At 64.2% G+C, this 22,106-nt stretch carries 23 protein-coding genes; 13 read left to right on the top strand and 10 right to left on the bottom strand.

Annotated elements, in window-relative coordinates; all coding sequences use genetic code 11:
• Nucleotides 1-61 precede the first annotated feature (61 nt).
• Nucleotides 62-1,231, bottom strand: a complete 1,170-nt coding sequence (locus tag JKL46_RS21900; RefSeq protein ID WP_201837320.1) for an SDR family oxidoreductase — start codon at nucleotides 1,229-1,231, stop codon at nucleotides 62-64.
• 187 nt (nucleotides 1,232-1,418) lie between these two features.
• On the opposite strand from JKL46_RS21900, the gene JKL46_RS21895 reads away from it, so the two are divergent.
• Nucleotides 1,419-1,829 (top strand): PRC-barrel domain-containing protein, encoded by a 411-nt coding sequence (locus JKL46_RS21895; protein WP_201837319.1) that lies wholly within the window; start codon nucleotides 1,419-1,421, stop codon nucleotides 1,827-1,829.
• Between the two features lie 200 nt (nucleotides 1,830-2,029).
• On the opposite strand, the gene JKL46_RS21890 is transcribed toward JKL46_RS21895, so the two are convergent.
• Nucleotides 2,030-2,647 carry a histone H1-like repetitive region-containing protein gene (locus tag JKL46_RS21890; RefSeq protein WP_246529450.1) on the bottom strand — a complete coding sequence of 206 codons (618 nt, stop codon included), beginning with the start codon at nucleotides 2,645-2,647 and terminating at the stop codon, nucleotides 2,030-2,032.
• Nucleotides 2,648-3,288: 641 nt separating this feature from the next.
• On the opposite strand from JKL46_RS21890, the gene JKL46_RS21885 reads away from it, so the two are divergent.
• From JKL46_RS21885 to JKL46_RS21855, 7 genes are all read left to right on the top strand, one after another.
• Nucleotides 3,289-4,155 carry an EamA family transporter gene (locus JKL46_RS21885; protein ID WP_201837318.1) on the top strand — a complete coding sequence of 289 codons (867 nt, stop codon included), beginning with the start codon at nucleotides 3,289-3,291 and terminating at the stop codon, nucleotides 4,153-4,155.
• On the top strand, nucleotides 4,152-5,243 hold the full coding sequence (locus tag JKL46_RS21880) for an ATP-dependent DNA helicase (RefSeq protein ID WP_201837317.1): 1,092 nt from the start codon (nucleotides 4,152-4,154) through the stop codon (nucleotides 5,241-5,243). The genes JKL46_RS21885 and JKL46_RS21880 overlap by 4 nt, the downstream gene beginning before the upstream one ends.
• An 81-nt stretch (nucleotides 5,244-5,324) precedes the next feature.
• On the top strand, nucleotides 5,325-5,498 hold the full coding sequence (locus JKL46_RS21875; protein WP_201837316.1) for a DUF1328 domain-containing protein: 174 nt from the start codon (nucleotides 5,325-5,327) through the stop codon (nucleotides 5,496-5,498).
• Nucleotides 5,499-5,720: 222 nt separating this feature from the next.
• Nucleotides 5,721-6,809 carry a TRAP transporter substrate-binding protein gene (locus JKL46_RS21870; protein WP_201837314.1) on the top strand — a complete coding sequence of 363 codons (1,089 nt, stop codon included), beginning with the start codon at nucleotides 5,721-5,723 and terminating at the stop codon, nucleotides 6,807-6,809.
• A gap of 39 nt (nucleotides 6,810-6,848) precedes the next feature.
• Nucleotides 6,849-7,535, top strand: a complete 687-nt coding sequence (locus JKL46_RS21865; RefSeq protein WP_201837312.1) for a hypothetical protein — start codon at nucleotides 6,849-6,851, stop codon at nucleotides 7,533-7,535.
• A gap of 40 nt (nucleotides 7,536-7,575) precedes the next feature.
• Complete coding sequence (gene arsC, locus JKL46_RS21860) at nucleotides 7,576-8,001, top strand: arsenate reductase (glutaredoxin) (protein ID WP_201837309.1); 426 nt, start codon at nucleotides 7,576-7,578, stop codon at nucleotides 7,999-8,001.
• A 63-nt stretch (nucleotides 8,002-8,064) separates the two neighbouring features.
• Nucleotides 8,065-8,844, top strand: coding sequence for an SDR family oxidoreductase (locus JKL46_RS21855; protein ID WP_201837307.1), 780 nt, complete (start codon nucleotides 8,065-8,067; stop codon nucleotides 8,842-8,844).
• A gap of 10 nt (nucleotides 8,845-8,854) precedes the next feature.
• On the opposite strand, the gene JKL46_RS21850 is transcribed toward JKL46_RS21855, so the two are convergent.
• Nucleotides 8,855-10,090 carry an MFS transporter gene (locus JKL46_RS21850; RefSeq protein ID WP_201837305.1) on the bottom strand — a complete coding sequence of 412 codons (1,236 nt, stop codon included), beginning with the start codon at nucleotides 10,088-10,090 and terminating at the stop codon, nucleotides 8,855-8,857.
• Between the two features lie 260 nt (nucleotides 10,091-10,350).
• Complete coding sequence (gene lepA, locus JKL46_RS21845; RefSeq protein WP_201837303.1) at nucleotides 10,351-12,156, bottom strand: translation elongation factor 4; 1,806 nt, start codon at nucleotides 12,154-12,156, stop codon at nucleotides 10,351-10,353.
• 369 nt (nucleotides 12,157-12,525) lie between these two features.
• Here lepA and JKL46_RS21840 point away from each other — a divergent pair, with 369 nt between their 5' ends.
• Nucleotides 12,526-13,062 carry a Dps family protein gene (locus JKL46_RS21840; RefSeq protein ID WP_201837300.1) on the top strand — a complete coding sequence of 179 codons (537 nt, stop codon included), beginning with the start codon at nucleotides 12,526-12,528 and terminating at the stop codon, nucleotides 13,060-13,062.
• 266 nt (nucleotides 13,063-13,328) lie between these two features.
• On the opposite strand, the gene JKL46_RS21835 is transcribed toward JKL46_RS21840, so the two are convergent.
• Together JKL46_RS21835 and hrcA are read right to left on the bottom strand one after the other, a co-directional pair.
• A complete protein-coding gene (locus tag JKL46_RS21835; protein WP_201837298.1) occupies nucleotides 13,329-13,733 on the bottom strand; it encodes a hypothetical protein in 405 nt (134 codons plus the stop codon).
• A gap of 202 nt (nucleotides 13,734-13,935) precedes the next feature.
• Nucleotides 13,936-15,027, bottom strand: a complete 1,092-nt coding sequence (gene hrcA, locus JKL46_RS21830; protein ID WP_201837296.1) for a heat-inducible transcriptional repressor HrcA — start codon at nucleotides 15,025-15,027, stop codon at nucleotides 13,936-13,938.
• Nucleotides 15,028-15,188: 161 nt separating this feature from the next.
• Here hrcA and rph point away from each other — a divergent pair, with 161 nt between their 5' ends.
• Nucleotides 15,189-15,902, top strand: a complete 714-nt coding sequence (gene rph, locus JKL46_RS21825; RefSeq protein WP_201837294.1) for a ribonuclease PH — start codon at nucleotides 15,189-15,191, stop codon at nucleotides 15,900-15,902.
• A gap of 134 nt (nucleotides 15,903-16,036) precedes the next feature.
• Nucleotides 16,037-16,672, top strand: a complete 636-nt coding sequence (locus tag JKL46_RS21820) for a non-canonical purine NTP pyrophosphatase (protein ID WP_201837292.1) — start codon at nucleotides 16,037-16,039, stop codon at nucleotides 16,670-16,672.
• A 138-nt stretch (nucleotides 16,673-16,810) separates the two neighbouring features.
• Here JKL46_RS21820 and JKL46_RS21815 read toward each other — a convergent pair whose 3' ends face one another.
• Both JKL46_RS21815 and JKL46_RS21810 read right to left on the bottom strand, forming a co-directional pair.
• The gene (locus tag JKL46_RS21815; protein ID WP_201837290.1) at nucleotides 16,811-17,290 is read right to left on the bottom strand and encodes a DUF2852 domain-containing protein; all 480 of its coding nucleotides are present in this window, start codon (nucleotides 17,288-17,290) and stop codon (nucleotides 16,811-16,813) included.
• Between the two features lie 89 nt (nucleotides 17,291-17,379).
• Entirely contained in the window at nucleotides 17,380-18,036 is a 657-nt protein-coding gene (locus tag JKL46_RS21810) for a TetR/AcrR family transcriptional regulator (RefSeq protein ID WP_201837288.1), read from the bottom strand.
• Nucleotides 18,037-18,447: 411 nt separating this feature from the next.
• Between JKL46_RS21810 and hemW the strand changes: the two genes are divergently transcribed.
• Entirely contained in the window at nucleotides 18,448-19,608 is a 1,161-nt protein-coding gene (gene hemW, locus JKL46_RS21805; protein ID WP_201837390.1) for a radical SAM family heme chaperone HemW, read from the top strand.
• A 242-nt stretch (nucleotides 19,609-19,850) separates the two neighbouring features.
• Here the strand turns inward: hemW and gshB are convergent, their stop codons facing one another.
• On the bottom strand, nucleotides 19,851-20,795 hold the full coding sequence (gene gshB / locus JKL46_RS21800; protein WP_201837286.1) for a glutathione synthase: 945 nt from the start codon (nucleotides 20,793-20,795) through the stop codon (nucleotides 19,851-19,853).
• 176 nt (nucleotides 20,796-20,971) lie between these two features.
• Here gshB and JKL46_RS21795 point away from each other — a divergent pair, with 176 nt between their 5' ends.
• Entirely contained in the window at nucleotides 20,972-21,853 is an 882-nt protein-coding gene (locus tag JKL46_RS21795) for a lipid kinase (protein ID WP_201837284.1), read from the top strand.
• On the opposite strand, the gene JKL46_RS35685 is transcribed toward JKL46_RS21795, so the two are convergent.
• Complete coding sequence (locus JKL46_RS35685) at nucleotides 21,850-22,059, bottom strand: YjiS-like domain-containing protein (protein ID WP_246529449.1); 210 nt, start codon at nucleotides 22,057-22,059, stop codon at nucleotides 21,850-21,852. The genes JKL46_RS21795 and JKL46_RS35685 overlap by 4 nt on opposite strands.
• Nucleotides 22,060-22,106: the final 47 nt, after the last annotated feature.

The following is a 22,106-nucleotide window of genomic DNA, read 5'->3' as shown; positions in this document are numbered from 1 at the left end:
CCGCGGCCATCTTGTCGCTCTTGGAAAGGGGGGGGCCGAGCGGCCCGCTCCCGCCATCTCGTCAATGCCTCGGTTGTGAACGGCCTTCGCTTGCGACGCGCTGGCTCACATGCCCTGGTCCGAAGGTGTGCTTGTCATGCCCGTTGCCGCTGCGCCTTATGGTGTGCTGGTAGCGCGAAATCGGCCGCCGCCTGACTTCTCTGCGCGGACGGCGAGCGCCTACCATCCAAGGAGTGACAAACAACGCCGCGACTCCGGCCGCGATGCCTGCCAGGATTGCAGCGGACAGGAAGGGATGGAGCTGCGCTTCGAGCAGCAGGCTGGTCTTGCGCGGCTCGCCGGGCAGGGACGAATAGATGTCGCCGTCCTCACGCGCTTGATAGAGATTGTCGCGCATGGCCGGGCGCTCGGGGTGGTCCGTCGTCTGCGAGCCATGGCCCGTCCATTCCATGGCCTTGTCCACGAGGCGGGGCGCGACCTTGCCCATCGCGCCGATCACCCAGCCGCCGAAGCCGATCGTGATCTCCCGGCGCCGGTGCTCCGCCGCGAAGACGATGGCCTTCGCGACGAGATGCGGATCGTAGGCCGGTGGCGGAACGGCCGTTTCCCGGTCGAGATAGTTGCGGGCATGCTCGACGTAAGGCGTGTCGATGGAGGATGGCTTGATGAGCGTGACGGAAACCGGAGCGCCCTGGCTCTCGAGTTCCATGCGCAGCCCGTCGGTGAAGGCCTTCACCGCATGCTTGGAAGCCGAGTATTGGGTCTGCAGGATCATGGCGCGCTCGGACAGCACGCTGCCGACATTGACGATGGTGCCGCCGTTATGGCGCAGATGATCCGCTGCGATCATCGAGCCGTCGACGACGCCCCAGTAGTTGATGTCGAAGAGCTGCCGCTGATCCTTCATCGGGATCTCCGCGACGCTGCCATAGAGAGCCACAGCCGCGTCGTTCACCCAGGTGTCGAAGCCGCCGAAGGTGTCGATGGCCATGTTGGCCACCCTTTCCAGATCCTCGTGCCGGCTGACATCCGCGGCCACCGCGATCGCATAGGTGCGGCCGCCGCTGAGCTCATCGGCGATGCTGCGCAAAGCCTCTTCGTTGCGGGCGACGAGAACCAGGCCCCTGGCTCTTCGCGCACGGAACGCATGCGCCGTCGCAAGGCCGATCCCGCTGGATGCGCCGGTGATGACGATCACCTGTTCCTCGACCGGCTTCTGGCGAAAAGCCATGGCATTCTCCTTCCCGTTCCTCAGGGCTTCACGAAACGTGGATCAACGTGAGGGTCCTGAAGGGGGTTCCTATGGCAGCGCTTGGCGGGATGCCGGAAAGCCTGGAAATCCCTGGTGCCGCGGTCAAGGAACCGCCTTTTCCGCACATGCGTTGCTGTAGGATCCTGACAGAGGAAGGAGCGAGACAATGCAGACGACGGCTCAAAGCGGTGATCTTCGCGAAACCCACAGCCTGATCGCCAGCGACAAGGTCGAAGGGACACCGGTGCGCCGCTCCGACGGCGAGAAGATCGGCACCATCGAGCGCGTGATGATCGAGAAGCGGTCCGGCAAGGTCGCCTATGCGGTCATGAGCTTCGGTGGCTTCATGGGGCTCGGCGAAGAGTACTACACGCTGCCCTGGGGAGTCCTGAAGTACAATGTGGAGCTGGATGCCTACGAGCTGAACCTGTCCGAGGATCAGCTGCGGGGTGCCCCCCGCCGAAGCGCCGAAGGGCATGATGCATCCTATGACCGGGAGTGGGAGGAGCACGTCCACCGCTACTACAACGCCACGCCCTACTGGGGCGACAGCGACCCGATGAGCACGGGCCGCTAGAGCATTTTTCGGCGAAGTGGATCCGGTTCGCCGTCAAAAAATGCGGCAAAGCAAGGCAGAGAGGTGATTCCACGCAAGTGGAAACAGCTCCAGGCTCTCACCCCTCAAAAAGCAAAATCGCCCGGCTTTCGCCGGGCGATTTTTTATGCGCATGCGCCGATGAAGGATCGCTCCTTCCCGGCGCCTGCGGCATGGCGGTCCTAGCGCTTCTTCGCAGGGCTCTTGCGAGCGCTCTTCGAAGACCGCTTGGCGACCTTGCCCGACTTCTTCGTCGCCGAGGTCCGGCTCGAAGCGGCCGCGGCGCGCTTCGTGGTGCGAGCCTTGGAGGCGGAGGCCTTCTTCACCGCGCCGCGGCTGGTGCTGCGCGAAGCCGTCTTCTTTGCGGAAGAGCGGGACGCAGCGGAACGCGCCGGAGCCTTCCGTGCCGAGGACTTCTTGACGGCCGAGCGAGCCGTCGTCTTCTTGGCAGCGGTCTTCCGGGCGGTGGTCTTCTTGGCTGCCGTCTTGCGGGCAGTGGTCTTCTTCGCTGCCGATTTGGCGGTGGTTTTCTTGGCTGCCGTCTTCTTGGCAGTGGTCTTCCTCGCCGTGGTCTTCTTGGCAGCGGTCTTCTTGGCGGTGCTCTTCTTCGCAGCCGACCGCGAGGTCGACTTCGCTGCGGTCTTCGTTCCGGCCTTCTTGGCAGTCGCCTTCTTGGCGGTGCTCTTCTTCGCGGTCGACGAGCGGCGTGCGCTGCTCTTCTTCGCGGTCTTCTTGGTGCTGGTCGCACCTGTGTCACCCGTGAACAGCATCGTCAGCGGGTTCTTGGTGTCTGTCGGCATTGCCGCCTCCTTCAAGGGCCTTCGCGTGCAACCGTCACGCTTGCAAGGCAACGTCGTTATACCAAGGGGGTTCCGATTATCGGAAAGTGTAGACAGTAGATCGCTCACTTTTTCTGTGGATATTTCAAGCGCAACGACGCTCTTCGCTTGCAGGTCTGAGTCGCGAGATCGGGTTCAAGATGAGGCAGTTAGAGTCACCCTCGCAGGCGCATCTCACTCGGTGCATGTGATGAACCGCTGTAATGGATGTTCAGAAAACGACTTATCTTTTAATGACTTAGGGTGTTCGTAAAGATGACGTTTACGTCCTTGTGAGTATTCGAACGTCTTCAAGCTCGTTCAACATCGCAGCGTGAATCCTATCCACTTGGAGAGGGCGAAAAGCGGTTTTCGCGCCTCCAAAAATCTCTTCTCGCCGAGTCGAAAAATTTTTGTCTCTCAGGCCCTCGAAGCGGGCTGCGAACCATCGGACGAGTCGAGAATCACGTGCGAGTGAGTCGCTCGCGAGCCGAGATCGCCGACGTCGTCGCGTCCCAGCTGACCTGTGCGTCATCACCGCTGTGCCTCGTGTGACGATGAAGGCTTCACGCAATGAAGGAGGCAGGGTAATCGGAGGAGACGTTCACATCGCTTGGTCCGCCGTGCCCCATCGCAGCATTCTCGCCGTCGTCCTCTGGATGAGCGGCGCTCTTCTCGCCTTCTCCGCCACCGCCATCGCGGTGCGGGCTCTTGCGTCCACCTTCTCGATCTTCGAGATGCTGGCCGTCCGCAATGCCGCCGGCGTCCTGATCCTGCTTTTGCTCGCGCTCGTCAAACCGGAGCTGCGGCCGGGCCTGAAACCGAGGCGCTTCAAGCTCCACCTTGCGCGCAACGTGCTCCATTTCGCGGGCACGGACGGATGGGCCTTCGGCCTCACGCTGCTGCCGCTCGCGACCGTCTTCGCGCTCGAATTCACCACGCCTGCCTGGGTTGCGCTGCTGGCGATTCCGCTGCTCAACGAGACGATGACGAGAGGGCGTCTCGTCGCCGTCATTCTCGGCTTCATCGGGATTCTGATCATCCTCCGCCCGGGCATGGAAACCTTGCAGCCGGCCAGCTTCCTCATGCTCGGCGTGGCGTTCTGCTTCGCTCTCGTGGCCATCATGACGAAACGCCTCACGATGACGGAGAGCACCTTCGCGATCCTGTTCTTCATGAACCTGCTGCAGCTGCCCATGAACCTTCTCGGGGTAAGCCGGGCCTTCTGGCTTCAGGTTCAGACGTCCCATGTGGTGCCGCTCATCGGCATCTGCCTCGGCGGCCTGCTCTCCCACTACTGCCTGACCAATGCCTACCGACGGGGCGATGCGACCATGGTCGTTCCGCTGGACTTCATGCGCATCCCGCTGATCGCCTTCGTCGGCTGGCAGTTCTACGGCGAGGCGCTCGATCCTTACGTCTTCCTCGGCAGCTTCTGCATCATCGTCGGCCTTCTCTATTCCCTGCATCGCGAGGCGAAACCCGCATGACCTGGTCGCCGCAACAGGACGCTGCCCTGAAGGCCGTCGCCGATTGGCTCCGCCGTGGCGAAAGTCCGGTGTTCCGCCTCTTCGGCTATGCCGGTACCGGCAAGACGACTCTCGCCAAGCACATCGCCGAGACGGTGGACGGCGAGGTCGCCTTCGGCGCCTATACCGGCAAGGCCGCCCTGGTGCTGCGCACCAAGGGATGCGTGGATGCATCCACCATTCACTCCATGATCTACCGCTCACGGGAGTCGGACGAGAACGGGCCGCAATTCGTCCTCAACCGCCAGAGCCCGGCCTCGAAGGCCGACCTCATCGTCATCGACGAATGCTCAATGGTGGATGAAGAGCTCGGGCGCGATCTCCTGTCGTTCGGTCAGCCCGTTCTGGTGCTCGGCGATCCGGCCCAGTTGCCGCCGGTGAAAGGCGGTGGCTTCTTCACCGACGGAGAGCCCGACGTGATGCTCACCGAGGTGCATCGTCAGGCCAAGGACAATCCGATCATCCATCTGTCGATGATGGTGCGCGAGGGCGGGCGTCTCGAGCCCGGCAGCTATGGCGAGAGCCGCATCATCCGGCGCCGCGAGATCGATGCGGCCGCGGTCATGGCAGCCGATCAGGTGCTCGTCGGCCTCAACAAGACCAGGCGAATGTACAACACGCGCCTGCGCGAGCTGAACGGCTACCGCGATCCGATGCCGGCGGCGGGCGAGAAGCTGGTGTGCCTGCGCAACGACAAGACCAAGGGCCTGCTCAATGGTGGCACCTGGTCCATCCAGGCTCTGCGCGGCATCCGCAACGACTTCATCCGCATGGATGTGCTGCCCGACGACGATGCCCGGCGCAGGTCCGTGGACGTTTCGGTGCACAAGGCCTTCTTCGAGGGTACGGAGGAGGAGGTGCCCTTCGTCCTGCGCAAGGAATCGGACGAGTTCACCTACGGCTACGCGCTGACCGTGCACAAGGCTCAAGGCTCGCAATGGGACGATCTCGTGCTCTTCGACGAGTCTTATGCCTTTCGCGAGCATCGCAGCCGCTGGCTCTACACGGCGCTGACGCGGGCGGCGGAAAAGATCACCGTCGTCATCTGATCGGGCATGCGGGCTTCGGAACCGGATCAAGCTTGAGCGCTTATGTCCTGTAGCTGAACCGTTTCCATCAAAGGTGCAGGCATGCTGAAATGGGCCCTGATCTTTCTTGTCGTGTCGCTGGTCGCAGGCGCTCTCGGCTTCACCGGTGTCGCCTCGGGTGCGAAGACCCTCGCCAAGATCCTGTTCGGCCTCTTCCTCCTCGGCTTCATTCTCCTGATCCTGCTGGCCTGGGGAGCGGGTGAACTGATCTTCTGACGCGGCAAGACCGACTCGCACAAATTCTTTGGCTGTCTCCCGCGGATTCGCCGCAAAGCGGAGCTATGCATGCGCTGAACGCATGAACTCCCTGCCCAGGAAGGCCTCCCTTCTTCTGCAGGGGTCGCTATAGGGGCGTCTCAACCGTTCGTTTGAGAGCATCGCAGTGAAACTTTCTGTCTCGCATGCGTCCTCAAACGCATCTGAATGAAAGTGACGCTTATGAAACGCCGTGCATTCCTCCAGGCCGCCGCGCTCGGCGCAGCCGCGGGAAGTGTCGCCAAGCCTGCCATCGCGCAGTCGAGCCCCGAGATCCGCTGGCGCCTGACATCGGCCTTCCCGAAATCCCTCGACACCCTGTTCGGCGGCGGCGAGACCTTCGCCAAGCTCGTGTCCGAGGCGACCGACGGCAAGTTCCAGATCCAGACCTTCGCACCCGGCGAGATCGTCGGCACGCCGCAGGCGCTTGACGCCATTGCGGGCGGAACGGTGGAGATGGGCCACACCTGCTCGTATTATTACGTGGGCAAGGATCCCACCTTCGCCATCGGCACCAATCTGCCCTTCGGTCTCAATTCACGGCAGACCAATGCCTGGCTCTATCACGGCAACGGCACCGCGCTGCTCAACGAATTCTATGCCAAGCATAATGTCTACGCGCTGCCGGCGGGCAATACGGGCGCGCAGATGGGCGGCTGGTTCCGGAAGGAGATCAAGACCGTTCAGGATCTGCAGGGCCTGAAGATGCGCATCGCGGGCCTCGCGGGCCAGATCGTGCAGAAGCTCGGCGTGGTGCCGCAGCAGATCGCCGGGGGCGACCTCTATCCCTCGCTCGAGCGCGGCACGATCGATGCCGCCGAATGGGTCGCTCCTTACGACGATGACAAGCTCGGTCTGAACAAGGTCGCGCCGTACTACTATTATCCCGGCTTCTGGGAGGGTGGCCCTGCCATCCACATGTTCATCAATCTGCAGAGATGGAATGAGCTGCCGAAGAGCTATCAGGCGGCTATCCAGGCCGCTGCGGGCTATGTCAACGTGGACACGCAGGCCAAGTACGACGCCAAGAATCCGGCAGCCCTGCGCAACCTGATCGGCAACGGCGCGCAGCTGCGTCCGTTCTCGCAGGAAATCATGGAAGCGGCCTACAAGGCGGCCAACGAGATCTATGACGATCTCTCGTCCAAGAATGCCGACTTCAAGAAGCTCTACGACAGCTACAAGGCGTTCCGGAACGAGGAATATCTGTGGTTCCAGGTGGCCGAATACGCCTATGACACCTTCATGATCCGCGCCCGTGCCCGCGGCTGACGGAAAGGCGGGCTTCGGCCCGCCTTTGCGGCCTTGGCCATGGACACGCAACCGTTACGCTTCGTGCGCGTTGCCATGGAGAGCTCACGGCGGCTGGAGGCCATGGTGCACAGCATGAGGGAGTGGCGATCGTGGCCTTTAGGGGCCATCGTTCTGGCAGGGCTTGCCGGCGCCTCGCTTGCGCATGCCTCCAGCGATCCGCTCGATGCGACCGTTCCGAACCAGGCCATCGAGGCGCGGTTCAACGCTGCCGCGCAGCAGACGCTGGTGACCGGCAAGGCTGCGCCCGACCTGTGCTTCTCCCTGTCTCTTCCGGAAGAATGGCAGCAGACCGAAGAGGGTCTGAAGGCCGTTCGCTCGGACGCCTCTCTTACGGTCGGCCTGCGCTCGGCGGAGGAGTTGAGCAGCCTGCCTCAGCCCGATCTCGTCAGCCGCGATGCCGCCGCTCTGCAGCAGGATTATGAGGGATTGCTCGGACGGCCCGCGCAATCGGTCTCCCTGTCCACCGATGCCGGTGCCACCCGCTGGTCCGCGACCTGGGTCGATGCCAATCTGCCAATGGCCTCCCACGCCATGACGATCGAGACGCTGATCGTGCCGCTCTCGAACGCATGGGTGCTCGAACTCTCCCTGTCTGGAATCGAGACGCGGGAAGTCTATGATGCGCTGAGTGAGCGGATGCTCGCGCGGCTGAAGGTGCAGGGCAGGGCGGCCTGCCACGGCTGACACCATCCGCCGTCAATTTCTCCCCTCTCAGGGATCTGCCATGGACGTGATCATCTACCACAACCCGCAATGCGGCACCTCGCGCAACACCCTCGGCCTCATCCGCAACGCCGGGATCGAGCCGCATATCGTTGAATATCTCAAATCCCCGCCGACGCGCCTTCTCCTGCGCCAGCTCATCGCGCGGATGGGCGTGAGCGTCCGCGACGCGATGCGCAAGAAGGGCACGCCCTTTCATGAACTCGGGCTCGACGACCCCACGATCAGCGACGAGAACCTGCTCGATGCGATGATGGAGCACCCGATCCTGATCGAACGCCCCATCGTGGTCACGCCGCTCGGCGTCAGGCTCTGCCGCCCGTCGGAAACCGTGCTCGACCTCCTGCCGCCGCAGCTGGGCGAGTTCACGAAGGAGGATGGCGAGCCTGTGATCGATTCATCCGGACGGCGCATCGGCATCGCCTGAGGCAGCGGGAACCAGCGGCCCTGCCTCAGGTTCAGGATCAAGGACCCAACGAAAGGCAACGCCATGGAACTTCAAGGCAAGGTCGCGCTCGTCACCGGTGCGGGATCGGGAATCGGCAAGGCGGCCGCCCTGCTTTTCGCCCGCGAGGGCGCTGCGGTCGGCGTGCTGAGCCGCACGGAAGCCGAGATCCGCAAGACCGCCGAGGAGATCGAGCACGCGGGCGGCAAAGCCATCCCGCTCGTCGCCGACGTTGCGGAGGAAGGGCAGATGAAAAAGGCCGTTGCCGATCTGGTGCAGGCCTATGGCAGGCTCGACATCGTCTTCGCCAATGCCGGCATCAACGGCGTCTGGGCTCCCATCGACGAGCTGCAGCCGGCGGAATGGGACCGCACCATCGCCATCAATCTGCGCGGCACCTATCTCACGCTGCATCACGCCGTTCCGCATCTCAAGAAGGCGGGCGGCGGCGCCATCGTCGTCACGGCCTCGATCAATGGAACCCGCACGTTCACGAGCGCCGGCGCGACGGCCTATTCCGCCACGAAGGCCGGGCAGGTGGCGATGGTGCAGATGCTGGCGGTCGAACTCGCCAAGCACAGGATCCGCGTGAATGCGGTCTGTCCCGGCAAGATCGAGACGGCGATCACCGACAATACGGAGAAGCGGCACACGCAGGAAGCGGGAGTCGCCGACTTCAACGAGGACCGGATTCCGCTGACCGGCGATGTTCCCGGAACGAGCGAGGAGGTGGCGGAACTCGTGCTGTTTCTCGCCTCCGACCGCGCGCGCCACATCACCGGAACGCCGGTGTGGATCGACGGCGCGCAGTCGCTGGTCGTGTAGGTAACGGCGTTCAGGACGCCTCCAGCCGTGTGCCCACGGGAATGGCAGGTTCGGGAACGAAAGTTTCCTTGTCCTCCGTCGGAGGTGCTGCCCGCTGCAGGCTGCGATAGGCGCCCCAGATCGCCATGAGCGCCTGAGCGATGATGACCACATAGAGCAGGCCAAGGCGTCCGAATTCCGTCATCGCCATGCCGGCGATGACGGGGCCGATGGTGGCGCCCACGCCCTGCAGGATCAGCAATCCGCCCGCAGCGGCCACGAACTCGCCGGGCTTGACCATGTCGTTCACATGCGCCGTGACGATACTGTAGGTGGGAATGACGCTGCCGCCGAAGATGGTCACATATACGAAGACGAGCCGGACCGGCACCGTGATCGGCACGAAGTGGATCAGGACGAGCAGGATTGCCGCCGCCATGCCCGAGGCGCCGATGATCACATGGCGGCGGTCCATGCGGTCGGAGAGGAAGCCCAGCGGCCATGTGGTGAGAAAGCCGCCGAGCGTGCCGAAGGTCATGAAGAGCGCGATCTCGGCGGTGTCCAATCCGCGCTCCTGCGCCCAGATCGGCCCGAGTGCGAAGAACGAACTCGTGGTGATGCCGCACAGAACCGCCGCCACCACGCCGAAGGGCGATTGCCGGTAGAGCTGCATCAGGTTGATCTTCGTATCGCTCACCGCATGGGCCGGCGCGCTCGCCCGCGACAGGGCGGTCGGCACGAGGGCGAGCGAGATCAGGATCGCGACGAAGCAGAACAGCCGGTACCCGTAAGGATCGCCGGTCGGCAGAAGCAGCTGTCCGCCGATGCCGGCGACCAGTCCCGTCATGCCGTAGACGCTGAGCACCTGTCCGCGCGTCTGGGCGCTCGCGGAGGCGTTGAGCCAGCTCTCGACGGCGATGAACAGGCCCGCGAAACAGAAGCCGGTGAGCCCGCGCGCGGCGATCCACACGGCCGGGCTGATCACGAGCAGATGCAGCAATGCGGTCGAGGCAGCCACCGCCGCGAGCGCCGCGAAGGTGCGCGTATGGCCGACCTGCTGGATCACACGTCCGGCATAGAGCGAGCCGACGACGATGCCGGCCCAGAAGGCCGCGCCGACGGCTCCGATTTCCGTGGGCGTGAACTGCTCGATGCTGCCGCGCACGCTGAGCAGCGTGCCTTGCAAGGTGTTGCCGACCTGCATGAGGGCATAGCCGAGAAGCAGCGCGAAAAGGGTCGGCAGCGTGGTCCGCAGGGACGAAGTCATGGGCTCTCCTGTGAGGCTGAGATCCTGTGGTTCGGATGTGCGGTCGACGGGGCTGCCCATGCGGACGTGAACGTGCGGAAGCCCGGCCTCGAACGAGGCCGTTCTGCCGATATTCACCATGACGGACATTCAAGCCCCGCGCCCTGATTGAACTCAGGGGGCAGGGGGATGTTCCTGCTTTTGTTGCTGCAGTGCGAAGTCAAAATAAAAGGCCCAGCTTTTCGCGAGCTGGGCCTTTGAACCGTGCCAGATGGCCTGGATCAGGTATCCATCTTCAGTGCCGCGATGAAGGCTTCCTGCGGGATGTCGACCTTGCCGTATTGGCGCATCCGCTTCTTGCCTTCCTTCTGCTTGTCGAGCAGCTTGCGCTTGCGGGAAGCGTCGCCGCCATAGCACTTGGCGGTCACGTCCTTGCGCAGCGCGCGGATGGTTTCGCGGGCGATGATCTTGCCGCCGATCGCCGCCTGCACGGGGATCTGGAACATGTGCGGCGGGATGAGCTCCTTCAGCTTCTCGCACATGGCACGGCCGCGGCCTTCGGCACGGTCGCGGTGCACCAGCATGGAAAGCGCGTCCACCGGCTCGCCGTTCACCAGCACCGACATCTTCACGAGGTCGCCCTCGCGATAATCGGAGATGTGGTAGTCGAAGGAAGCATAGCCCTTCGAGACCGATTTCAGGCGGTCGTAGAAGTCGAACACTACCTCGTTGAGCGGCAGGTCGTAGACGACCATAGCGCGCTTGCCGACATAGTTGAGGTCGATCTGCACGCCGCGCCGGTCCTGGCAGAGCTTGAGCACGGCGCCGAGATAATCGTCGGGCGTGAGGATGGTGGCGCGGATCCACGGCTCCTCGATGGTCTCGATCTTCATCACGTCCGGCATGTCGGCCGGGTTGTGCAGCTCCATGGTCGAGCCGTCGCGCAGCTTGAGGTGATACACCACCGAGGGCGCAGTCGAGATGAGGTCGAGATTGAACTCACGCTCCAGGCGCTCCTGGATGATCTCCAGGTGCAGCAGGCCGAGGAAGCCGCAGCGGAAGCCGAAGCCGAGGGCGGCCGAGGTCTCCATCTCGTAGGAGAAGCTCGCGTCGTTGAGGCGCAGCTTGCCCATGGCGCCGCGCAGGTTCTCGAAATCGGCGGCATCCACCGGGAAGAGTCCGCAGAACACCACCGGCTGCACGGGCTTGAAGCCCGGCAGCGCCTGCGCCGTGGGCTTGCGCTCGTCGGTGATCGTGTCGCCGACGCGGGTGTCGGCCACTTCCTTGATCGAGGCGGTGAAGAAGCCGACTTCGCCGGGGCCGAGCTGCGCCAGCTCGGTCATCTTCGGCGAGAACACGCCGACGCGATCGAGGCCGTAGGAAGCGCCGGTGCCCATCATCTTGATGGTCTGGCCCTTCTTCATGGTGCCGTCGACGATGCGCACGAGCACGACCACGCCGAGATAGGCGTCGTACCAGGAATCGACGAGGAGAGCCTTCAGAGGCGCATTCGGGTCGCCCTTCGGCGGCGGCAGCTTCTGGACGATGGCCTCCAGCACGCCCTCGATGTTGAGGCCCGTCTTGGCCGAGATCGGCACGGCCTCCGAGGCGTCGATGCCGATCACCTCCTCGATCTGCTCCTTGATCCGGTCCGGATCGGCGGCGGGCAGGTCGATCTTGTTGAGGACGGGGACGATCTCGTGGTTGGCGTCGATGGCCTGGTAGACGTTGGCGAGCGTCTGCGCCTCCACGCCCTGGCTTGCGTCGACGACCAGCAGCGAGCCTTCGCAGGCGGCGAGCGAGCGCGAGACCTCGTAGGCGAAGTCCACGTGGCCGGGGGTGTCCATCAGGTTCAGGATATAGGTCTTGCCGTCCTGGGCCTTGTATTCCAGGCGCACGGTCTGCGCCTTGATGGTGATGCCGCGCTCGCGCTCGATATCCATGTTGTCGAGCACCTGCTCCGTCATTTCGCGGGCGGAGAGCGCCCCCGTCGCCTGGATCAGGCGGTCGGCCAGCGTCGACTTGCCGTGGTCGATATGGGCCACGATGGAGAAATTGCGGATGTTGTCGAAGGTGCGAGCGGTCATCTAATCTTACAAATGGGACGGTATCTGTTGGCAGGGCTTTAGCAGCCTAGACCTCCAAAGCCAAGGGAAGGGCCTGTGCGGCGGGCTCCGGCCTGCATCGAGGCCTGTCCTCAGGCCGGGCTGACGAACAAACGTCCTGGTTTCGCATGGTTCCGAGCCTGAGCATTCATGTAGGGAGCCTCGCGCCCGCTTAAACCTGCCGAACCGAATTTTGCCAAACCATGCGCCCTGTGACGACGAGTCTGTCTGGGGCCAACGGTCTTCCGCAACGCGTTAGCCGGTGAAGCGTTGTTCCCTGCGCGTTCCTGAAATGGATAAACGCCAAGCTCCCAGAAACAAACATCTTTTCCCATTCAAGGAGATGTTCCAATGGCCAAGATTCGCTCCCTGCCGCAGCGCAAGGCGGTCAGGTCTCTCGACACGCCGACCGATCTGAAGCCTGAAGGAGTCGCGGCAATTTCGGAGGCTCTCAACACACTTCTGGCCGACACCTTCGCCCTCTATCTCAAGACCAAGAATTTCCACTGGCACGTGAGCGGGCCGCATTTCCGCGACTATCATCTGCTGTTGGACGAGCACGCCGAGCAGATCTTCGCCACCACGGACGACATTGCCGAGCGTGTGCGCAAGATCGGCAGCACCACCCTGCGCTCCATCGGCCAGATCGCCGCCCTGCAGCGGGTTCAAGACAACGAGGCGGAATTCGTGCCTCCGTCCGACATGCTGCGCGAGCTTATGGAAGACAACAAAGCCTTCGCCGCCAACCTGCGCGAGACCCATGAGCTTTGCGACAAGCACGGGGATGTTGCGACGGCGAGCCTGATTGAGGTTTGGATCGACCAAACCGAGCGGCGCACCTGGTTCCTGTTCGAGGCAAGTCGAGGAGCCGACCGGACCGGTCATTGAGATCCTGGAAGCGCCCGGAAAGCCGGACGCCTCAAGTCCTGCAGGATCGTTTAGAGACGCGGGTAGTGACTCAGTTTCGCTCCGCCCTGTCATTCCGGGGCCGCGCAGCGGAACCCGGAACCCATACCCACCGACGGTTCAGAAGAGCGCGAAATCCTTGCCGCCTCTTTCTACACCTTCAGCGGTTATAGGTTCCGGGTTCGCCTGCGGCGCCCCGGAACGACAGGGTTGGGCCAAACTTAAGCCACTACCGAAACGCTGGTGCGTCAGCGGGCGCACTCCACGGGGACGCGCGTGTCGGTGCCCTGAACCAGGACGGTGCGGCAGGGAACGCCGTTGATCATACGGATCTCATGCGGAGCGGCGGTCGGGAAGGCGGAGGCGGGGGTGCCGGAAACCGCAGCACCCGGAGCAGGGGTGACGAGAACGCTGCCCGTGGTCATGGGATCCATGCCGACCATGCCGGACGGGGCGGCGCATTGCACCGGAATGCGGGTGTTGCTCTCGCGGTCGAGGACGGTGCGGCAGGGCATGCCGTTGATTGTCGTGATCTCGTGAGGCGCGGCATTCGGGAAGGGCGAGCCGGGCGTGCCGCTGGTCTGCGCCTGCGCGAGGCCGATGGTGCCGAGCATCATGAGGCCGGCGCTGGCGAGGATCGTTGCTGTCTTCAAGGAAACCTCCTGTGGGTGGGAACAGAGGCCGCTTTCGCGGACAGGAGGTTTAACGCCTGAGCGTCGGATGGTTTCCTTGTATCGCTGCTTTATTGCAAGTGTCGGAGCGCTAGAGCCGTTTCCACTTGCGTGGAATCAGCTCTCTTCTTTGCTTTGCCGCATTTTTTGACGGCGAACCGGATCCACTTCGCCGCAAAATGCTCTATCGCCCCTTCTCCAGGATGCGCGAGATCACCTTGGCCGTGTAGTCCACCATCGGCACGATCCGAGCATAGTTGAGCCGGGTCGGGCCGATGACGCCGAGAACGCCGACGATCTTCTGGCTGCCGTCCCGGAAAGGGGCCGCGATCATCGAGGAGCCGGAAAGCGAGAAGAGCTTGTTCTCCGAGCCGATGAAGATGCGCACGCCCTCGCCGCCCTCGGCCCGGCTCAGAAGATCGATCACATCGGTCTGCGTCTCGAGGTCGGAGAAGAGCAGGCGGATGCGCTCGAGATCCTCCGCCGCCTTCAGGTCGTCGAGAAGGTTCGCCTGGCCGCGCACGATGAGCTGGCGGGAATCCGCAGGCCCTGCCGTGGTGGCGAGCCCCGCCTCGACGAGCCGGGCGGTCAGCACGTCGAGCTCGCGCTCCATGTCGCCGCGCCGCGCCACGATCTCGCGCTTGATGTCGCCGAGGGTCTTGCCCTGGATGCGGGCGTTGAGGAAGTTGCCGGCCTCCACCAGGGCGCCCGCCGGCAGGCCTGCGGGCAGGTCTAGGAGGCGGTTCTCCACCGAGCCGTCCTCGGAGACCAGCACCACGAGGGCGCGAGTCGGATCGAGCCGCACGAATTCGATATGCTTGAGGCGCGCATTGGATTTCGAGGTCACGACCACGCCGGCGCCGCGCGAGACGCCAGAGAGCATCGTCGAGGCCTCGGCCAGGGCCGTTTCCAGGGTGTGGCCGGAGGCGGCCGCGCGCATCTGCGCCTCGATGCGCGCACGCTCGTCGGAGGTGACGTCGCCGATCTCCATCATGGCGTCGACGAAGAAGCGCAGGCCCGTCTCCGTCGGCAGGCGCCCGGCGCTCGTATGGGGCGCGAAAATCAGGCCCGCCGCTTCAAGATCGGCCATCACGTTGCGGATCGAGGCGGGGGAAAGCGCCATGGGCAGGATGCGCGAGAGATGGCGCGAACCCACGGGTTCGCCGGTCGTCAGGTAGCTCTCGACGATCTGGCGAAAAATTTCCCTGGAGCGGTCATTCAGCTCCGCGATGGCGCGGGCTTCCGACAGATGAGAAAAGGGTCCGGTTGGATGCATCCGACGGGTTCTACGCTCCGGGTTCTAGTCTTGGCCATTCGACCTTGCACATCAGCATTATGTGCGGGTCCGAAAGAGTTTAGGCAAGGCTCGACCCTTGCGCAAAGGGCCGCGGCGCTCCAAACAGGCGGGGAATCACAGTCTTCAAGGAGAATCCCGTCATGCGTCCGTCCAATCGCGCCCCCGACGAACTGCGTCCCGTCACCCTGGAGCGCGGGGTCGCGCGCTATGCGGAGGGCTCCTGCCTCGTCTCCTTCGGCAACACGAAGGTGATCTGCACCGCCTCGCTGGAGGAGAGAGGCCCGCCGTGGCTGCGCGGCACCGGACGCGGCTGGGTGACAGCGGAGTATTCCATGCTGCCCCGCGCCACGCACGAGCGCACCCGCCGGGAGGTCAATTCCGGCAAACCCTCAGGCCGCACGCAGGAAATCCAGCGCCTCATCGGCCGCTCGCTCCGCGCCGTCGTCAACCTGCCGGCCATCGGCGAGAAGCAGATCGTGGTCGATTGCGACGTGATCCAGGCCGATGGCGGCACCCGCACCGCTTCCATCACGGGCGCCTGGGTGGCCCTGCACGAATGCTTCGCCTGGATGCAGAACCGCTCGATCATCTCGATCAACCCGCTGCGCGAGCCCGTCGCCGCCATCTCCTGCGGCATCTACCAGGGCAAGCCGGTGCTCGACCTCGACTACGCCGAGGATTCCGCGGCCGAGACCGACGCCAATTTCGTGATCACGGGTTCCGGCGGCATCGTCGAGGTGCAGGGCACGGCGGAAGGCAAGCCGTTCTCCGAGGAGGAGTTTTTGAACCTGCTGCGTCTTGCCAAGGCGGGCGTGGCGCAGCTGGTGGAACTTCAGAAGAAGGCCGTGGCTTAGGGCACGACCTTAATGTCATCCCCGGCGCACGAAGTGCGGGAAGGGGATCCATAACGCTGAACCTGTGGGTGGATTCCCTTTCCCCTACGCTGCGCTTCGGCCGGGAATGACACTGTTTGCCTGGAGAATTTGATATGCACCGTCCCCTGACCGGCAAGGTCGTCATCGCCACCCACAATGCCGGCAAGCTGCGCGAGATGCAGGAACTGCTGGCGCCATTCGGGGTGGAGGCGGTGTCGGCCGGCGCGCTCGGCCTGCCCGTGCCCGACGAGACGGGCCACATGTTCGCCGAGAACGCCGCCATCAAGGCCCATGCGGCGGCGAAAGCCACCGGTCTGCCGGCGCTCTCGGACGATTCCGGTCTCTGCGTCCACGCGCTCGATGGCGCACCGGGCCTGTTCACGGCCGACTGGGCCGGCCCGAAGCGCGATTTCTATGCCGCCATGGAGCGGGTGAAGCGCGAACTCGACAAGCGCGAGGCGACGGACCCAAGGGCGCATTTCGTCTCGGCCCTCGTCATCGCCTGGCCCGACGGACATGAGGAGCTGTTCGAGGGCCGCGTCTTCGGCGAGGTCGTCTGGCCGCCGCGCGGCGACAAGGGTTTCGGCTACGATCCCATGTTCCAGCCGGACGGGTTTTCCGAGACCTTCGGCGAGATTTCGTCGGACGAGAAGCACGGCATCGACTGGTCGAAGCCGGAGCCGTCCGGCCTGTCTCACCGGGCGCGGGCCTTCGTGAAGCTCGCTGCAGGGTGCTTGAAGAGAGCCTAGCCTCACCGTCGTCATGCCCGCACTTGTTGCGGGCACCCACGTCTTTGCTGGGTTGAAAACGTGGATGGCCGGGACGAGCCCGGCCATGACGAAGAATGGGAAGCGCCCCGAAGGGCGCTCCGCTACTCGGTGGATGTCTTAGGCGGCCGTCGGGCCGTTGTTGGCGCTGCGGCGCTTGGCCATGTAGGCGTCGAACTCCTCGCGGTCCTTGGCCCGCTTCAGTTCCTCGACGAAGTTGCGGAAGTCGCGGGCTTCCTCGTCGAGCTTGCGGCGCTCTTCCTCGAGGCGCTCGAGCTCGCTGCGGCGGTAATCGTCGAAGGCCGCATTGCCGGTGCTGGCGAAGCCGCCGAAGCCGGCGCCGCGGGCGCGGAAGAGGTCGTCCTTGGCACGGCCGAAGGTCTCATTCAGGAAGGCCTTGGCCTCGTCGTATTTCGGATATCCACACATTTTCCACACCAGATAGGCCAAAGCGAGCGGCCAGACGAAGATGAAGCCCAGAATGATGCCGACGATCTCCAGACCGCGGCCGGGCTTGCGCCCGCAGCGGCGGTGAGTCCGGTTTTCCCACGGTCCCGTGTGCGGGCCCGCATTCCAGGCGGCGGAGGCAGTATCTGACATCGATGGGGTCCTATGTTAATGCTAACAACATTAACATGCGGATCGATTTTGGCGCTTTCAAGAGATCGGCGGCGAAAAATCGGAAGCGGCTACGCTTTGCCCTTAAGGGCGCCATGGACGAGGGCGAGGACGCCGGCGCGCAGGAGTTCGTACTTGTCCGGGAGCCCGGGGCCTTTCGGTAGCTGGCCGGCGGCGTCGAGGGTGGCGATGCCGTGGGAGAGGGCCCAGACCTCGATGGCGATGAAGCGCACGTCCACGCTCTGGAAACCTTGCGGGAATGTGTCCGAGAGGGCTTTGACCAGGAAATCGAAGGCGTTGCCGACAGGCTTGCCCCCGCTGTTCACAGCCTTGGCCCAGAACGGCCCACACGAATCCTCGCTCTCCGCCGGCTTGGCGGAGAACATGGCGGCGTAATAGCCCGGCTCCTGCTCGGCGAAGGCGAGATAGGCCTCGCCCATGCGGGTGAAGCGCTCGAGCGCCGTGCCTTCGCTCTGCAGAGCCCGCCCGAGGCGCTTGGCGAGTTCGTCGGAGCCGCGGAAGGCAACCTCAGCCACGAGGGCATCACGGCCCCGGAAATGGCGGTAGAGCGCCGCCGGGGTCACCCCCACGAGCTTGGCCGCATCGGCCAGGGTGAACCCGCCGATCCCGCGCTCGGCAATGAAGCGCTGCGCCGCCTCGATCAGCGCCTCCTTCAGATTGCCGTGATGGTAGCCCTGCCGGTCGAACGGGCCGCGCCAATGCCGCATGGTGGGTTCCTGTCTCCTGAACATCCGATCTTAAGGCTCTGCCGCAGCGGAGGCCAGAACGGAAGGCTCTTGAGGGGTGAACAACCTTGTGAAGGAAGAGGTCCGGAAATCTTTTGGGCGCCGCTTCCCTCCTTGCGGAGAGGGTGTGGGTTGTGCGCCCGGGTGAGACCGTCCCGTCACATCCACCACGTCATGGCCGGCCTTGTGCCGGCCATCCCGATCATGTGAAGCGTCGTGCTTCTCGCATCGGGATCACCGGCACGAGGCCGGTGATGACGTCGTGAGGGTTACGAGGCGCAGCGCCCCACCTACCGACCCCCACCCTCGATCCCTCCCCGCAAGGGGGAGGGAAGCTTGCAACGCGACATCGCCACCCGTGACGTTCGCCTCCCGACCTGCCATATACCCCCCATGATCGATCATCCGACGCGCGATGTGGGCTTTGGCGTTTATGTCCATTGGCCGTTCTGCGCCTCCAAATGCCCCTATTGCGACTTCAACAGCCATGTCCGCCACCAGCCGGTGGATCAGGAGCGGTTTCTTAGCGCCTTCCAGCGTGAAATCGCCCAGACGGCGGCGCGCATTCCGGGCCGGACGGTCACGAGCATCTTCTTCGGTGGCGGCACGCCCTCGCTCATGAGGCCGCAGACGGTCGGTGCGATTCTGGACGCCATCGGCGGCGCTTGGGCGATCGATTCCAACGCTGAAGTGACGCTCGAGGCCAATCCCACCAGCGTCGAGGCCGAGCGCTTTCGCGGCTATCGGGCAGCCGGCATCAACCGCGTCTCGCTCGGCGTGCAGGCGCTCAACGATCCCGATCTGAAGCGCCTCGGGCGCATGCATTCCGTCGACGAGGCCCTCGGCGCGGTGAAGATCGCGGCCTCGATCTTCGAGCGCTATTCCTTCGATCTGATCTATGCCCGTCCGGATCAGACGCCCCAAGCCTGGGGCGCGGAGCTGGAACAGGCGATCGCTCACGCGGTCGAGCACCTGTCGCTGTACCAGCTCACCATCGAGCCCGGCACCTGGTTCCAGCGTCTCTACGATGCGGGCAAGATCACGGTGCCGGACGAGGAGACGGGCCGCGCGCTCTACGACATCACGCAGGACACTTGCGAGAAACACGGGCTACCGGCCTACGAGATTTCGAACCATGCCAGGCCCGGCGCCGAATCCCGCCACAACCTGCTCTACTGGCGCTACGGCGAATATGCCGGCATCGGCCCCGGCGCCCATGGCCGGTTGGTGACCGGCAATGCGCGGCTTGCCACCGCGACGGAAAAGCACCCGGAAACCTGGCTCGAACGCGTGGAGCGCGAAGGCCACGGCATCATCGACGAGGAGGTGCTGACGTCCGAAGCGGAAGGCGACGAGTTCTTGCTGATGGGCCTTCGCCTGAAGGAGGGTGTCGACCCGCGCCGCTTCGAGGCCTTCACCGGCAAGACGCTCAATCAACGCGGCCTGCGGATTCTCACGGAGGAAGGCCTGATCCAGGCCGACGGCTCACGCCTCGCCGTGACGCCGAAGGGCTTTCCGGTGCTCAACGCGGTGATCGCGGAACTGGCGGCTTGATCATAACGTCATCCCGGACGGCGAAGCCGATCCGGGACCGTTGGACGAGAATGCGCGGGAGTCCCCTCCCTCCTTGTGGGGGAGGGCTAGGGAGGGGGGTGTGAGCGCCAACCTCTCAGAATGACGCGCCAGCACCCCCCTCTCCATCTCTCCCCCACAAGGGGGGAGAGGGCCGGTCGCGTTTCATTCTGATAGCGATCCCGGATCTTCGCTACGCTTCGTCCGGGATGACAGTCAGGTGTCTACCGCCTCACCTTGCTCTCGATCACGTCCCACACCGTCACCGCCAGATCCGGCCCGCCGAGCCGCTTGATGGCGCGGATGCCTGTCGGCGCCGTCACGTTGATCTCGGTGAGGTTGCCGTCGATCACGTCGATGCCGACCAGGATGAGGCCCATGCGCTTGAGGTCCGGGCCGATGGTCTCGCAGATCTCGCGCTCGCGCGGCGTCAGGTCGGTCGGTTTCGCGGCGCCGCCGCGCACCATGTTGGAGCGGATGTCGTTGACCGCCGGCACGCGGTTGATCGCACCCGCTGCCTCGCCGTCGATGAGGATGATGCGCTTGTCGCCTTCCGTGATCTTCGGCAGGAAGCGCTGGATCACCCAGGGCTCGCGGAAGAGGTTGGCAAACAGGTCGTAGAGCGAGCCGAAATTCGGGTCCTCGCGGCCGACCTTGAACACGCTGGCGCCGCCATGGCCGTAGAGCGGCTTCATCACCACCTCGCCATGCTCGCGCCGGAACTCCTCGATCTCGGCCTTGTCGCGGGAAATGAGGGTCGGCGGCATCAGGTGCGGGAACTTGGTGACGAAGATCTTTTCCGGCGCGTTGCGCACATGGGTCGGATCGTTGACCACAAGCGTCTTCGGATGGATGCGCTCGAGGAAATGGGTCGCAGTGATGTAGGCCAGATCGAAGGGCGGGTCCTGGCGCATGAGCACCGCATCCACAGTTCCCAGATCGATGCGCTCGGGCGTGCCCAGGGTGAAGTGATCGCCCTCGACATCGCGCGCCTCGATCGTCTCCGCCATGGCGATCACCTGGCCGTCGCGTAAGGAAAGGCGGTCAGGCGTGTAATGCAGCACCCGGTGACCCCGCCGCTGGGCTTCGAGCAGCAGCGCGAAGCCGGTATCGCCGGCGATCTTGATGCTGCGGATATGATCCATCTGGATCGCGACGGTGAGGGTCATGGGTCGGGCCTCCTTGGCAAGACACCTTGGGGAAGCAGGGTTATTGGCCTGAAACGGCAGGATGGCAACTCTCGCCTTCACCGGAATGAACGAAAGCAGGGGATCGGTGTTGTCGAACAGCCCCGCTTGTGCTCCGCCCCTTGCGGACCCCGTCAAGCTTTTCCATGTGATAGCCCATGCCACGCCGCGCCCTTCTGATCGTCAATACCAAGAGCCGCAGCGGCGCCGCCCAGTGCGACCTCGCCATAGAGCGTCTGAAAGCTCACGATATCGAGCCCGTTCATCTGGAATGCGGGCGGCGGGAGGAATTGTCGCCGCTCATCGTCGAGCATGCCGGGAACGTGGATTGCGCCATCGTCGGCGGCGGAGATGGCACCATCAATGCTGCAGCCTTCGGCGTGATCGAAGCGGGACTGCCTTTGGGTATCCTGCCGATGGGCACGGCGAACGATCTCGCCCGCACCCTCGGCATTCCCTTCGATCTCGACGGCGCCGCGGATGTGATCGCCGATGGCATCACCCGCAAGATCGATCTCGGCATCGTCAACGGCGAGCCCTTCTTCAACGTAGCGAGCCTCGGGCTGTCCGCGCAACTGGCGCAGAAGCTTACGCGGGACATCAAGCGCCGCTGGGGGCGTCTCGGCTATGCGCTCGTTGCCCTGAACGTTCTGTTCCACGCAAAGCCCTTCCGCGCCACGATCACCAGCGAGACCGAAACCGTGCGCGTGCGGACCCTGCAGATCGCGGTCGGCAACGGGCGCTTCTATGGCGGAGGCAATGCGGTGGAAAAGGATGCGGCCATCGACGATCAGCATCTCGATCTCTACAGCCTGGAACTCGACCGCGCCTGGAAGCTCGCTCTGATGGCGCGCTCCTTCCGCTATGGTCAGCACGGTGCCTGGAGAGAGGTGAGGGCGGTGCGGGCCCAGGAATTCGACATCCGCACCCGCAAGCCTAGGCCCATCAATGCGGATGGCGAGATCGTGACCCGCACACCCGCCCATTTCTCGATCCGGCCAGCAGCCGTGACCGTTTTCGCGCCCAAGACGGGAGCCTAATGCCGGCCGCAGCGGACGGCGTCCTCGAGGTTGCCGGCGCTGATGCCGATATCGTGCAGGGCAGCCTCGTCGAGGGCTCCGACCTCGCGCAGGGCCCGGCGGATCTCGATCTCATGCATCAGCGACGCGAACAGGCTCTTGATGCGCGAGGGCTTGGCGGCAGGCTTCTCGGAGGTCCAGTCGCAGGTGGTGGAATAGGTGGTCATGGCTCATCTCCTCGTTCGATGAAGAGATGATGCGCTCGGCCCTTGCA

The sequence above is a fragment of the Microvirga zambiensis WSM3693 genome (genome assembly GCF_016735695.1).
Lineage (GTDB): Bacteria > Pseudomonadota > Alphaproteobacteria > Rhizobiales > Beijerinckiaceae > Microvirga > Microvirga zambiensis.
This window is presented reverse-complemented; position numbering and strand designations above follow the sequence as displayed.

Coding starts and splice junctions, on each gene's coding strand:
- arsC (WP_201837309.1), top strand. CDS start 7,576: ATGGACGTGATCATCTACCACAACCCGCAATGCGGCACCTCGCGCAAC.
- gshB (WP_201837286.1), bottom strand. CDS start 20,795: ATGACCCTCACCGTCGCGATCCAGATGGATCATATCCGCAGCATCAAG.
- JKL46_RS21810 (WP_201837288.1), bottom strand. CDS start 18,036: ATGCGGCATTGGCGCGGCCCGTTCGACCGGCAGGGCTACCATCACGGC.
- JKL46_RS21875 (WP_201837316.1), top strand. CDS start 5,325: ATGCTGAAATGGGCCCTGATCTTTCTTGTCGTGTCGCTGGTCGCAGGC.
- JKL46_RS21840 (WP_201837300.1), top strand. CDS start 12,526: ATGGCCAAGATTCGCTCCCTGCCGCAGCGCAAGGCGGTCAGGTCTCTC.
- JKL46_RS21870 (WP_201837314.1), top strand. CDS start 5,721: ATGAAACGCCGTGCATTCCTCCAGGCCGCCGCGCTCGGCGCAGCCGCG.
- JKL46_RS21895 (WP_201837319.1), top strand. CDS start 1,419: ATGCAGACGACGGCTCAAAGCGGTGATCTTCGCGAAACCCACAGCCTG.
- JKL46_RS21855 (WP_201837307.1), top strand. CDS start 8,065: ATGGAACTTCAAGGCAAGGTCGCGCTCGTCACCGGTGCGGGATCGGGA.
- JKL46_RS21795 (WP_201837284.1), top strand. CDS start 20,972: ATGCCACGCCGCGCCCTTCTGATCGTCAATACCAAGAGCCGCAGCGGC.
- rph (WP_201837294.1), top strand. CDS start 15,189: ATGCGTCCGTCCAATCGCGCCCCCGACGAACTGCGTCCCGTCACCCTG.
- JKL46_RS21880 (WP_201837317.1), top strand. CDS start 4,152: ATGACCTGGTCGCCGCAACAGGACGCTGCCCTGAAGGCCGTCGCCGAT.
- JKL46_RS21865 (WP_201837312.1), top strand. CDS start 6,849: ATGGACACGCAACCGTTACGCTTCGTGCGCGTTGCCATGGAGAGCTCA.
- JKL46_RS21820 (WP_201837292.1), top strand. CDS start 16,037: ATGCACCGTCCCCTGACCGGCAAGGTCGTCATCGCCACCCACAATGCC.
- hemW (WP_201837390.1), top strand. CDS start 18,448: ATGATCGATCATCCGACGCGCGATGTGGGCTTTGGCGTTTATGTCCAT.
- lepA (WP_201837303.1), bottom strand. CDS start 12,156: ATGACCGCTCGCACCTTCGACAACATCCGCAATTTCTCCATCGTGGCC.
- JKL46_RS35685 (WP_246529449.1), bottom strand. CDS start 22,059: ATGACCACCTATTCCACCACCTGCGACTGGACCTCCGAGAAGCCTGCC.
- JKL46_RS21900 (WP_201837320.1), bottom strand. CDS start 1,231: ATGGCTTTTCGCCAGAAGCCGGTCGAGGAACAGGTGATCGTCATCACC.
- hrcA (WP_201837296.1), bottom strand. CDS start 15,027: ATGCATCCAACCGGACCCTTTTCTCATCTGTCGGAAGCCCGCGCCATC.
- JKL46_RS21850 (WP_201837305.1), bottom strand. CDS start 10,090: ATGACTTCGTCCCTGCGGACCACGCTGCCGACCCTTTTCGCGCTGCTT.
- JKL46_RS21890 (WP_246529450.1), bottom strand. CDS start 2,647: ATGCCGACAGACACCAAGAACCCGCTGACGATGCTGTTCACGGGTGAC.
- JKL46_RS21815 (WP_201837290.1), bottom strand. CDS start 17,290: ATGTCAGATACTGCCTCCGCCGCCTGGAATGCGGGCCCGCACACGGGA.